Annotated in this window: 17 protein-coding genes and 1 pseudogene; 14 read left to right on the top strand and 4 right to left on the bottom strand. The window is 69.5% G+C overall.

Annotated elements, in window-relative coordinates; translation table 11 throughout:
* The first annotated feature begins 100 nt into the window (after positions 1-100).
* Positions 101-406 carry a hypothetical protein gene (locus ACWDD9_RS21605; protein ID WP_449812370.1) on the top strand — a complete coding sequence of 102 codons (306 nt, stop codon included), beginning with the start codon at positions 101-103 and terminating at the stop codon, positions 404-406.
* 96 nt (positions 407-502) lie between these two features.
* Entirely contained in the window at positions 503-1255 is a 753-nt protein-coding gene (locus ACWDD9_RS21600) for an NUDIX hydrolase (RefSeq protein ID WP_449812369.1), read from the top strand.
* A 546-nt stretch (positions 1256-1801) separates the two neighbouring features.
* Here the strand turns inward: ACWDD9_RS21600 and ACWDD9_RS21595 are convergent.
* From ACWDD9_RS21595 to ACWDD9_RS21585, 3 genes are all read right to left on the bottom strand, one after another.
* Positions 1802-2353 carry a hypothetical protein gene (locus tag ACWDD9_RS21595; RefSeq protein ID WP_449812368.1) on the bottom strand — a complete coding sequence of 184 codons (552 nt, stop codon included), beginning with the start codon at positions 2351-2353 and terminating at the stop codon, positions 1802-1804.
* A 14-nt stretch (positions 2354-2367) separates the two neighbouring features.
* The gene (locus ACWDD9_RS21590; protein ID WP_449812367.1) at positions 2368-2802 is read right to left on the bottom strand and encodes an ATP-binding protein; all 435 of its coding nucleotides are present in this window, start codon (positions 2800-2802) and stop codon (positions 2368-2370) included.
* A 110-nt stretch (positions 2803-2912) separates the two neighbouring features.
* Complete coding sequence (locus tag ACWDD9_RS21585; protein WP_449812366.1) at positions 2913-3401, bottom strand: NUDIX domain-containing protein; 489 nt, start codon at positions 3399-3401, stop codon at positions 2913-2915.
* A gap of 333 nt (positions 3402-3734) precedes the next feature.
* Between ACWDD9_RS21585 and ACWDD9_RS21580 the strand changes: the two genes are divergently transcribed.
* From ACWDD9_RS21580 to ACWDD9_RS21525, 12 genes and pseudogenes are all read left to right on the top strand, one after another.
* The gene (locus ACWDD9_RS21580; protein ID WP_449812365.1) at positions 3735-4604 is read left to right on the top strand and encodes a helix-turn-helix domain-containing protein; all 870 of its coding nucleotides are present in this window, start codon (positions 3735-3737) and stop codon (positions 4602-4604) included.
* The gene (locus ACWDD9_RS21575) at positions 4568-4777 is read left to right on the top strand and encodes a DUF397 domain-containing protein (protein WP_449812364.1); all 210 of its coding nucleotides are present in this window, start codon (positions 4568-4570) and stop codon (positions 4775-4777) included. The genes ACWDD9_RS21580 and ACWDD9_RS21575 overlap by 37 nt, the downstream gene beginning before the upstream one ends.
* Before the next feature lie 146 nt (positions 4778-4923).
* Positions 4924-5130, top strand: coding sequence for a DUF397 domain-containing protein (locus tag ACWDD9_RS21570; RefSeq protein ID WP_449812363.1), 207 nt, complete (start codon positions 4924-4926; stop codon positions 5128-5130).
* Positions 5131-5134: 4 nt separating this feature from the next.
* Positions 5135-5395, top strand: coding sequence for a DUF397 domain-containing protein (locus ACWDD9_RS21565; protein ID WP_449812362.1), 261 nt, complete (start codon positions 5135-5137; stop codon positions 5393-5395).
* Positions 5396-5529: 134 nt separating this feature from the next.
* Positions 5530-5742 (top strand): DUF397 domain-containing protein, encoded by a 213-nt coding sequence (locus ACWDD9_RS21560; protein WP_449812361.1) that lies wholly within the window; start codon positions 5530-5532, stop codon positions 5740-5742.
* Positions 5687-5964, top strand: a pseudogene (locus tag ACWDD9_RS21555) (DUF397 domain-containing protein). Before ACWDD9_RS21560 ends, ACWDD9_RS21555 begins: the two are co-directional and overlap by 56 nt.
* A gap of 105 nt (positions 5965-6069) precedes the next feature.
* Positions 6070-6285 carry a DUF397 domain-containing protein gene (locus tag ACWDD9_RS21550; protein ID WP_449812360.1) on the top strand — a complete coding sequence of 72 codons (216 nt, stop codon included), beginning with the start codon at positions 6070-6072 and terminating at the stop codon, positions 6283-6285.
* Between the two features lie 4 nt (positions 6286-6289).
* Positions 6290-6523: a DUF397 domain-containing protein gene (locus ACWDD9_RS21545; protein WP_449812359.1), complete on the top strand. Its 234-nt coding sequence runs from the start codon at positions 6290-6292 to the stop codon at positions 6521-6523.
* A gap of 141 nt (positions 6524-6664) precedes the next feature.
* On the top strand, positions 6665-8053 hold the full coding sequence (locus tag ACWDD9_RS21540; protein WP_449812358.1) for an alpha/beta hydrolase: 1389 nt from the start codon (positions 6665-6667) through the stop codon (positions 8051-8053).
* Positions 8054-8324: 271 nt separating this feature from the next.
* Positions 8325-8771 carry a peptidase inhibitor family I36 protein gene (locus ACWDD9_RS21535; RefSeq protein WP_449812357.1) on the top strand — a complete coding sequence of 149 codons (447 nt, stop codon included), beginning with the start codon at positions 8325-8327 and terminating at the stop codon, positions 8769-8771.
* Between the two features lie 48 nt (positions 8772-8819).
* On the top strand, positions 8820-9260 hold the full coding sequence (locus tag ACWDD9_RS21530; RefSeq protein ID WP_117485043.1) for a peptidase inhibitor family I36 protein: 441 nt from the start codon (positions 8820-8822) through the stop codon (positions 9258-9260).
* A 56-nt stretch (positions 9261-9316) separates the two neighbouring features.
* Positions 9317-9751, top strand: a complete 435-nt coding sequence (locus ACWDD9_RS21525; protein ID WP_117485038.1) for a peptidase inhibitor family I36 protein — start codon at positions 9317-9319, stop codon at positions 9749-9751.
* A gap of 97 nt (positions 9752-9848) precedes the next feature.
* On the opposite strand, the gene ACWDD9_RS21520 is transcribed toward ACWDD9_RS21525, so the two are convergent.
* Positions 9849-11027 (bottom strand): hypothetical protein, encoded by a 1179-nt coding sequence (locus ACWDD9_RS21520; RefSeq protein ID WP_449812356.1) that lies wholly within the window; start codon positions 11025-11027, stop codon positions 9849-9851.
* Between the last annotated feature and the right edge of the window lie 27 nt (positions 11028-11054).

Below are 11054 nucleotides of genomic sequence, written 5' to 3'. Positions count from 1 at the left end.
CACGGACGCGGCAATGACATGACAGCCACACCCGGCATCCCTGGGTGCCCTGATCTTACGAATGACCAGAACGATCCCACGAAGAAAGGTATGGAAGGCCATGCGTCGAATCGCGGCTCTGGGGGCGGGTGCGGCACTGCTGGTGGCCGCCGGTGTGATGGCGGCGCCGAGCGCCTCGGCGACCTCGTACTGCAGCACCACCCAGGGGACGAACTGGGGCTCGGTGAGCTGCCAGACCACCGCCACGAAGAACCACTGGCAGCTGGTGCTGGTCTGCAACAACGACAACGTCAAGGGCAACCAGACGACCGTCAACGGCCTCTGGCACATGGGCAACGGCAGCGACACCCTCTACTGCCCGACCGGCTACAGCGCGGCCTACACCAAGGTCAACAACGACAACTGACCCGCCGGGTAGGGGAGTCGGCTGTTCGGTCGGCGAGCCCGCCGCCGCCCGCGGTGGGCGGGCCCGGCGACCGGGCAGGCCCGTACAGTCCCGGTCATGACCGACACCACCGCGTCGTGGCGCGAACGTGAACGCACCACCGTCTTCAGCAAGTTCGGGCGGTCCGTCGACCGCGTCGGGTTCGAGCTGCCCGACGGCAGGACGGAGGAGTTCTACCTCAAGCGCGAGAACCCGGGCGGCGCGGTGCTCGCCCTCACCCCCGACCGGCGCGTCATCCTCGCCCGCCAGTACCGGCCCGGCCCCGACCGCGTGCTGTACGAACTGCCCGGCGGCCTCGTGGACCCCGGCGAACAGGCGGTGGACGCCGCCGCCCGCGAGCTGCTGGAGGAGACCGGCTACCGGGGCCAGGTCCGCGCCGCCGGCTCGTACTGGCTGGACGCCTACTCCGACGTCCGCCGCTACGCCTTCGTCGCCACCGACTGCGTCAAGGTCGCCGAACCACGCCCGGAGCGCAACGAGTTCATCGACGTCGTCACCGTCGACCTGCGGGAGTTCCGCACCCGCGTCCTGCGCGGCGGCGAGATGACCGACACGGCGCCGCCTACCTCGCCCTGGACACGCTGGGCCTGTTGTGAGCCGGGCGAGTCCCGGGTCTCCGGACCGCGTGCGCGGCGGTCCGGGCCCGGGCGTCAGCCGGTGGTGTCGGTCAGCAGCCGTCCTGGGGCCGCCTCCCGCAGTGCACGCCCGGACATGAGGCCCGGCAGTTCCGGCAAGCGCTCGGCCCGGCGCTGGAGGAGGTGGACCTTCGCCTCGGGGAGATCGGCGACGCGCAGCAGCTGCCAGCCCTGACCACGCTGGTAGTAGCGCGACAACTGTTCCTGGGCGGTGCCGCGACGCACCCAGCGGATGCCGTTCACGGCAGCGTGGTCAAGGGCCCACCAGGCGAGCAGGCGCCCGAGGCGGTAGGGATTCGGCCGGGTGAAGCTGGTCGTGAGGAAGAGGCTGGGCTCGGCACGTTCCTCGTCGGTGAAGCCCCACAGGGGGAGGGCGTCCTCCCGCATGATCGTCGTGCAGCCGACGACACCGCGTTCCCGGTGCTCCAGCACCCACACGGGAATGTCCGGGTTCGCGGCCTGGGCCCCGAACTCGTCGGCCGCCGCCTCGCACTCGCCGAGCCCGCGCTCCGACAACCAGCGGGAACGCTCGCGGATCATGTCGGCGATCGCGGCAGCGTCCGCCGCGGTCGCCTCGCGCATCCGAAACACCGTTGGCTCCTCTTCTACGTGATGGTCCTTCGGATTGCTCGACGGCATGGTCACCACCGCGGAGGCCGGCGGGTCCGCCAGCGTGCTGCGCAGGAAGTCGGACCCGCCGACTTCCTGCGCAGTGGGGTTCTCAGGGTCGGGTGGCTCGGGCGCGGCAGTGGGCGAGGGCGTACTTGATGCGGGTGTCGGAGTGGTGGGTGGTGGTGAGGAGTTCGCCGGCGGTGGTGAGGGTGGTCCAGTAGAGGGTGGGGTTGCCGGTGTGGGGCATGGGGTGGGTGGTGGTGAGGGAGAGGTAGGCGGTGGTGAGGTTGCCGGTGGTGAACCAGCGCTGGAGGCCGTGGTGGTGGCCGGGGCGGAGGCTGCCGTGGGCGTCGATGGCGGTGAGGAGGTGGTCGACGATGGTGAGTTCGGTGTCGGTGAGGGACTTGGGGATGTCGAAGACGCCGAGGGCTTCGAGGAGTTCGCCGGTGTCGGTCTCGGAGTTCGGGTGGGGGTCGGCGAGGAGGGCGTCGTAGCAGTCGTTGAGGCGTCGGGTGGTTTCGGCGTGGGGGATGGTGAGGGCGAGGCAGACGGCGCGGGCGGAGGACAACGGCTTGCGGGTGCGGCGGGCGAGGAGGGCGTACGTCTCGGCGGGGGTCCGGCCACGGGAGAGGGCGTGCCGGGCCAGGGTCGTGAGGTGCATGGGGGTTGGGTCTTTCAGGCGGTGACGAGGGCGGGGGCGGGCGTGGGGGCGACGAGGGCCCAGACGTACTTGCCGATGCCGTCGGGCTGGGAGGAGCAGCCCCAGCGTTCGGCGAGTTCGTTGACGAGGAGCAGGCCGCGGCCGTGCTCGGCGTCCGGCGCGGCGGTCCGGAGGGTGGGGTGGGTGGTGCCGGCGTCGTGGACTTCGAGGCGGAGGCGGGAGCCGGTGAGGGTGAAGCGGATCTCGATGGGGTGGTCGTCCGGCGCGTCGGAGTGCTGGACGGCGTTGGCGAAGAGTTCGCCGAGGAGGAGCTCGGCGGTGTCGGCGTACCGGTCGCCGGAGGGCAGGCCGGAGAGGTACGCACGGAGGAGGTAGCGCGCCAGGGGCGTGGACTCGATGCGGGAGTCGAGGCGCGCGACGAACATGCGGGGGCGGCGGGTTTTGAGCATGGCGAAGTACCTCGAGGGAGGGTGCGTGCGGGGGGAGTGCGCCGTGCGCGACTGTTACTGAAGGCCTGGACCGCGCCCATGGCGGTCCGGCCTGGGGGGTGTCGCCTTGGTCAGCCGACCGGGACCGGGACGCCCTGGATGAGGAGGGGGAGGCCGTCGCCGTGCTCCCAGGCGTCCCAGGCGTCCTCGACGCGGCGGTACTGGTCGTCGGCCATGGCGTTGCGGAGTTCGGACCGGGGGACCCAGTGGAGGGCGTGGATCTCCTCCGGGGGCTGGTGGTGGCGGACGAGTTCGGCCTGCTGGGGCGTGAGCATCCCGCCCGCGTAGACGAGGTCGAGGCCCTCGGGGAACTCGGCGGCGGGCACGTAGTCGATGGTGAGGATGGTGCGGAGGGGCAGGACGAGCCCGGTCTCGGTCTCCAAGTGCCGGCGGGCCGCGAGGTGGGGGAGTTCGTCCTGCTCGGCGCTGCCGCCGGGGAGGACCAGGCCGTCCCGGTAGACGGGATCGACCAGGAGGACGAGGAGTTCACCCGACTCGCCGGGGTCCTCGCGCAGGGCGAAGACCTGCTGGCCCGACCGGCGGGCGGGGGGTTTGGTCAAGATGCTGGTCCTGCTCAACTCTGCTCCAGGTAAGAGGTATTGGTGGCGGGCGGCAGCGGATGCTCGTCGATGGGACGGCGGCCGGGCGGCCGAAGTGTCGCCTCCGCGAAGACGCCCTCGCGCGGCTCACCGTCCTCCAGATCGCCGAAGTGCTGGTTGGCTTCGTGGAGTTGGAGGAGAGGTCCGGGATTCCGTGCGTGATGCATGAGATCTCCGCAGGTTGCTCTGTGCGCCCGGGGAATCACCGGGTGTAGCCATAGTGCCGCCTCGCCCGCTACGATCGGAACTCAATCTGAATCTTGAAGTTGGTGCTCGGCAAGTAGGTGAAGATCAGTGAACCTCAAAGAACTTGATCCAACATCAGGCCCGTGGGCGCCCTTCGGGGTGCAACTTCGCAGGTCCCGCAAGGCTGCTGGCCTCACACAGGCCCAGCTGGCGAAGCGTGTGGGGGTCGATCCCTCCTACGTCTCCTATGCCGAACTTGCTCCGCCTGGACGTACCCCGCCAAGCGAGGCGTTCGCACGTGATGTCGATCGAGTGCTGGAGACGGGTGGAACCCTTCTGCTGATGTGGCTTCAGGCCAAGCACTCGGCATTGCTGGAGGGGTTCCCCGAGTTCGCAGCCCAGGAGCAGAAGGCCACCGAGATAAGGATCTACGAAGCTGGAGTCATCCCAGGTCTCTTCCAGATCGAGCCCTATGCCCGGGCTCTGGTAGCTGGCGATGTCCGTCGGGGAATGATCACGCCGCAGCAAGCGGACGAACGAGTAACCTACCTGCTCACGCGGCAGCAGTTGCTCCACCGTGCTCGACCGCCATTGGTGCATGCCGTACTGGATGAGAGTTGCCTGCATCGCCCTATCGGTGGTCGTGAGGTGATGAGGGCACAGTTCGCCCATCTGGAGTCGCTGTATGCCGTCAACAACGTGATCCTTCAAGTTGCACCGTTCGCGCTGGCTGAGGAACGTCCGTTCGCCTTGCCGATGGTGCTCCTGACTCTCCCTGACAAGTCTCTCCTGGGCTACTCGGAGTCCGAGGGTCGGAGCCACCTTGAGCGGGACGCCGATCGGCTCGCCAGCTGGAGGAAACGCTACGATCGGCTCCAGGTGGGAGCGCTGGCCGAGACGGCGACTCTCGAATGGATGCGCGCTGCTCGGAAAGGGATCGAATGTCCGACATCAACTTGGCCGCTGCCCGTTGGGTGAAGGCGAGCTACAGTCAGCAAGGCGGCAATTGCGTTGAGGTGGCTCCCAACTTCCCTGGCCTGGCCCCCGTCCGTGACTCCAAGAACCCGGAAGGTCCGGCCCTGATCTTCGCTGGCGAGGCTTGGACGTCGTTCCTCGCCGCCCTCCGCAGTGGTGAGTTCGGCGAGGTCTGAGCCGGAGCCTGAAAGAGGAGTCACCTGCCTGGTGGCACGTGGTTGGTTGTCGTGCAGATCGAGGCCGCGAACAGGCAGCCAAACGCTCGGCTGGGGGCCTCCCCAGCCGAGCGTTTTGCGTGAGCGGGGGAGGGCACGCGAGGGTTATGGAACTTGACCTCGCCGGCGCCGGGTGGCGGAAGAGCACGTACAGCAACAACGGGGGCAACTGCGTCGAGGTGGCGGAGGGCTATCCGGGTGTCATGCCGGTCCGGGACTCCAAGGATCCGGAGGGGCCAGCTCTCGTCTTTCCGGTCAAAGAGTGGGAGTTGTTCGTTACCGCTGTCCGCAGTGGTGAGTTCGACGTACTTTGAGGGGATGACGATGCACGACGGCATCACCCTCGACCAGGGCGGCTACTGCTGGGCCAAGTCCAGCTACTCGGCTGGTGAGAACGGCAACTGCGTAGAGGTCGGCCGGACCCCGGTCGGCGCCATCCCGGTGCGTGACACCAAGCAGCACCGGCGCGGCCCCGTCCTGGAGTTCACCCCGGCGGCGTTCCAGGTCTTCCTCGACGCCGTCAAAGCGGGCGAGTTCCCGGTTCAGCCGTACATCGGCGAGTACCGGAGGGGCGGGTAGGCCGGGCACTCCGGGCTTTGGTCGATTCCTGGGTGGGTAGAGCAGTCCGGAAGTGCGATCGACTCCAGGGGTGATGCCCTGCCGTGGGGCGGCACCGTTCCTATGATCAGCCAGGTGTGAAGGGACTCTTCAGCATGGGCGAGAACGTTGACCTGACGGGTGCTTCCTGGAACAAGAGCAGCTACAGCAACAACGGTGGTACCTGCGTCGAGGTGGCTCCCGACTTCCCTGGCCTGGTCCCCGTCCGTGACTCCAAGGACCCCCAGGGCCCGGCTCTCGTCTTCCCGGCCGATGCCTGGAAGTCGTTCGTGGCTGCTGTCCGCAGCGGCGGGTTCGACGTGCTTTGAGAGGAGTGTCATGGCCGACTGCCGAGATCTGTCCGGCGTTTCCTGGGTCAAGTCGACGTACAGCCAGCAAGGCGGCGATTGCCTTGAGGTCGCGCGCGGCTCACGTGAACTGATGCCCGTCCGAGACTCCAAGGACCCGACGGCCCCGCTCTGGTCTTCCCGGCCGACGCGTGGGAGTCGTTCGTCGCCGCTGTCCGCAGTGGCGAGTTCGGCGAGGTCTGAGCCGGAGCCTGCAAGAGATTGAGGCCGTGAAGAGGTAGTCAAACGCTCGGCTGGGGAACCCCAGCCGAGCGTTTTTGCGCGAGCGGGGGAGGGCACGGAAGGGCTATGAACGCTGCGGAAGTTGACCTGGCCGGAGCTGGGTGGCGGAAGAGCACTCACAGTAACAATGGGGGTGACTGTGTCGAGGTTGCGGACGGTTACCTGGGTGTCATGCCGGTTCGGGACTCCAAGGATCCGGAGGGGCCGGCCCTCGTGTTTCCGGCCGACGCGTGGGAGTTGTTCGTTACCGCTGTCCGCAGTGGTGAGTTCGACGTACTTTGAGGGGATGACGATGCACGACGGCATCACCCTCGACCAGGGCGGCTACTGCTGGGCCAAGTCGAGCTACAGCAGCAGCGAGAACGGCAACTGCGTCGAGGTCGGCCGGACCGTGACCGGCGCCATCCCGGTGCGCGACACCAAGCAGCACCGGCGCGGCCCTGTCCTGGAGTTCACCCCGGCGGCGTTCCAGAGCTTCCTCGATGCCGTCAAAGCGGGCGAGTTCCCGGCTCGGGGCTGATCGGCAACAGGGGGCCGTCCGGGTCGTGACGGCTCGCTCTCCGGGCGAATCCCGCCCGGGTGCTCGCCATCGAAGTCCCCTGGGGCGCAGGCTGCTTCCGTGACCGCGTCGCACGGGCGCGGTGCGAGCGGAAGGACTCACATGACGAGCACGCGCGGCCGCATCGCCGCTCTGCTGGGCGCCGTCGCGGTGGTCGCCGGCACCACCCTGGCCACCCCCGCCACCCCCGCAGCCGCCACGGACAGGCCAGGCGGCGGGATCACCGGGCAGGCACCCTGCCCGGACGCGCCCGAGTTCACCTGCGGGACCCTCACCGTCCCGCTCGACCACAGCGGCGCCATCCCCGGCACCCTCGACCTCGCCGTGGCCGTCGGCGGCAACACCAAGGCCCCCAAGGGCGACCTGCTGTTCCTCTCCGGCGGCCCCGGCCAGGCCAGCGTCCCGACGGTGCGGCAGATGGCGGGCAAGCTGGAGCCCGTCCTCAAGGACTACCGCCTGGTCATGTACGACCAGCGCGGCACCGGCCGGGGCGCGCTCCAGTGCCCCGGCCTCCAGGAGGACATGGGCTCCTCCGACCTCGCCGTGCCGCGCAAGCAGTCGATCGCCGACTGCGCCGCCGCCCTCGGCCCGAACGCCCGCTTCTACAGCACCGCCGACACCGTCGCCGACATCGACCTGCTGCGCCGCGCCCTCGGTGCCCGGCGCCTCACCCTGGACGGCGTCTCGTACGGCACCATCGTCGCCGAGCGATACGCGCTCGCCCACCCGTCCCGCGTAGCCAGGCTGGTGCTCGACTCGGTGGCGCCGCCAGGGGGCTTCGACCCCCTCGACCTGGCCGCGATGCCCGCGACCGCCCGGGTGCTGCGGGCCGCCTGCCAGGCCACCGGCTGCACCACCGACCCGGCCGCCGACCTCGCCGCCACCGTCCGCCGCTACGGCAACGGTGCGCAGATCCTGAGCGCGCTCACCGGCTACGAGTTCATCGACCCGGACTTCGGCGGGGTCCCGGAGGCGCTGCACGAGGCCGCCGCCGGGCAGCCCGCCAAGCTCCAGGACCTCTTCGACCTCGTCCACCAGGTGGTCGACGCCGCCCCGGCCGAGGACCTCAGCCAGGGCCTGCACTCCGCCACCGTCTGCGCGGACGCGCGCTTCCCGTGGGGCAGCACCGACACCCCCGTCGAAGGCCGGGCGGCGGCGCTGGAGCGCACCCGGCAGCGGCTGACCGCCGAGCAGACCTGGCCGTACGACCCGGCCACCGCGACCGGGCTCGGCAGCCTCCTGGTCTGCCTGGACTGGCCGCGCGAGCCGGTGCCGCCGCTCCCGCCGGCGCACCACAAGCTGCCGGACGTGCCGGTGCTGCTGCTCGGCGGCGACCGCGACATCGCCACGCCGTACGAACTGCTCTACGAGCAGGCGAAGTTGGCGCACGACCCGCAGATCGTGATCGTGCCGGGTGCGGCGCACTCGGTGCAGAACCGGGCGGCGAACCCGGCCGGGAGGCAGGCGGTGTACGACTTCCTGCTGAAGTAGCCGAAGCAGCCGGGGAACGGAAAGCCCGGGGCCCGGACCGCAGCCACCGCGGTCCGGGCCCCGTCGGCGTCCGCGGGCCACGCTACCTATGCCCGGACGCCTACGGTCCGGCCAGGTCGCCGACTTAGGTCGCCGACTGGGTCGCCGGCGCCGGTTCCCCATGCAGTCGGATGACCGATGCGTCCCGCCTGCCCTCGCCGCCACAGTGGTGCTGCTCCGCGAACGAACGTCGGAGCGCCCCCTGGGCAGTTGAAGAGCAGAGGAGACCATCATGATGAACCTGCGGCGACTGGCGACGAGGCTCGCGGTGGGTGCCGCCACGGTGGCCGGGGTGCTCGCCGCCACGACGACGACGGCGAGCGCCGACATCCTCACCTCGATCGAGACCGGTCCCGGCAAGTGCCCCGCCAACTGGGTGTGCCTGTGGAGCGAGAACAACTACATCGTGGGGAACCCGAAGGGCGGGGTCGACTACGGGGCCGTGGGCGCGAACGAGAACATCGCGGACATGGGGAAGTTCAAGTTCGAGAGCAAGCTCTGGCGCTGGAAGGGCATGGCGGACGAGGCCTCCTCGGTCGTGAACAACACCGGGAGCAGCATCTGCTTCTACGAGCACACCAACTACGGCGGCCTGGAGTTCAGGATCGGCCCCCGGGAGAAGTGGGCCTCCGTCCCGTCGTGGATCAACGACAGGATCAGCTCCTTCAAGTTCTGCTGACCTGCCCCCTCCCCCTCCTCCCCTTTTCTTCGACCTGAACGGATCGTCATGAAGCTCTCCAGGAACCTGGCCAAGCTGGGCCTGTCCGCCGCCGCCGCCGTCGGCCTGATCGTGACCGGGGCGACCTCCGCGAGCGCCACCAACGTCTACGACATCGGCCACGGGGCCGGGTCGTGCCCCGACGGCTACGTCTGCCTGTGGTCGGAGGCCAACTTCATCCGGGGCGGGACCATCAACGACGCGAAGTTCGGCTCCTTCGCGTCGAACCAGAACACCGGCGACATGGGCAAGCTCCAGAAGCGCGACTCCGGTGGGGACAAGGGTATGCAGGACATCACCTCGTCGGTGCTGAACAACACCGGGAGCAGCATCTGCTTCTACGAGCACAACTGGTACGGCGGCCTGGAGTTCAAGATCGGGCCCGGGGAGCACTGGCCCTACATCCCGTCGTGGATCAACGACAGGATCAGCTCCTTCAAGTTCTGCTGACCCCCCTCACCTCGAAGCCCCACCTCGACTCCCCACCTCGACCTGAACGGATCGTCATGAAGCTTTCCCAGAAGATGACCAGGCTCGGCCTGTGCGCGGCCGCCGCCGTCGGACTGGTCGTGACCGTGTCGGGCTCCGCCAGCGCCAACACGATCCTCGGCATCGGTCAGGGCGCCGGCGCGTGCCCCACCAACTACGTCTGCCTGTGGACCGAGAACAGCTACGTCGGCAACACGGGCTCCACCGGCAAGTTCGCGGCGATCGCCTCGGACCAGAACATCAGCGACATGGGCAAGCTGGAACGGAAGGGCGGCCTGTGGACGGGGATGCAGGACGTCACGTCGTCGGTGGTGAACAACACCGGGAGCAGCATCTGCTTCTACGAGCACAACGACTACGGCGGCGCGGAGTTCAGGATCGGCCCCTGGGAGCGGTGGCCCTCCCTCCCGTCGTGGATCAACGACAAGATCAGCTCCTTCAAGTACTGCTGATCCGCCGCAGGACCCGGCCGACCCCCGCGGCCGTGTGAAGCCGCGGGCCCGGACCGCATCCACGGCGGTCCGGGCCCGCGGTCCGGGGCGGGGTCCCTCAGTCCGTCGGTGGCCGCTCGATCAGCTTCTGCTGCCGCCTGGCCTGCTTGGCGGCCTTGCGGTCGGCTTTGGTCATCGCGCCGGAGTCCGTGCCGGCGGGGGCGTCGACGGCCGTCGGGGCGGTGCCGGAGGGGCTCGCCGGCTGCGCCGGTTGCGCCGGGGGCTCGGCCTTGGACTTGCGCAGGTTCTTGGCGACCCTCTCCAGGGTCCGTCCGATCTCCCGGAGACGCTCCCACTCCTCGGATTCGAAGTCGCCCGTGTGGTCCTTCCGGTAGCGGCCCAGTTCCTGCGTGAACTGGGCCGCTTTCTTCAGGCCGTGGTGGATGAGCTCGTCGTTGTCCGCGTTCTCGGCCAGGACGTCCGCCAGTTCCCCCTCGGCGGTGATCTGCGAGTGGAGGGTCAGCAGGTCACGGGCGTCCCTCTGCCGCTTCTCCGCCAGGACCTCTCCCTCCTTCTCCTTGCGCATGGCGAAGGCGGTCACCTTGTCCGTGAACAGGCGCAGCGGCGCCACGACCGTCAGGGGAACCCGGGCGGAGCTCTCGTGCACCTGCATGTCCCGCGTCTCCGTGGGCACTTTGCCCAGCGTGACGCTGACCTCGGCCCCGCCGAACGTGCCCTTCACCGTCGTGCCGTTGGCGTCCGTGCCCGCTTCGTCCTGCAGCAGGGCTTCGAGGTACGCGACGACCTGCCGGCGCAGCTCCGGGTCCTGGCCCTCGGGGTCGGCGATGTGGAGCCGCAGATCGAGGTCCTGGACGGGCCGTGCGGCCTTCAGCGCGGCCACCCCGCCTCCGCCGCCGATGCTCAGGTGCAGCCCGCTGACACCCAGCCGGTCCTTGACGTCGTCGTTGATGACCCGTTCCAACGTGGCTGCGACGCCCAGCCGGAACTCGGATTCGGCGTCGGTGTCCGATCCGCCCTCAACGCGCTGGACGGCGGCCGGAGGACGGGCCGGGACGTGGCCGACGGTGTGTCGGTGCTGTTCGGGTCGGGCCTGGGAGTGGCCGACCTGGGAGTGGCCGGTCTGGGATCGGCCGGCCTGGCGGAGCATCTGGACGACCGCGGCGTTGCCGACCGTGGCCTGGAGGCCGAGCAGCCGCGTGGGCGGGGCGGGGCTGGGCTTGCGGGCGGGGGTACGGCCGCCTGTCTCGGTGGCTCTGGTGGTCTCGTGATCGTGCAAGGAAGGCTCTCCACGGGCGCGGGGCGG

This window comes from Kitasatospora sp. NPDC001119 (genome assembly GCF_053598475.1).
The sequence above is the reverse complement of the archived record's forward strand: the minus strand, read 5'-3'. Positions and strand labels throughout refer to the sequence as shown.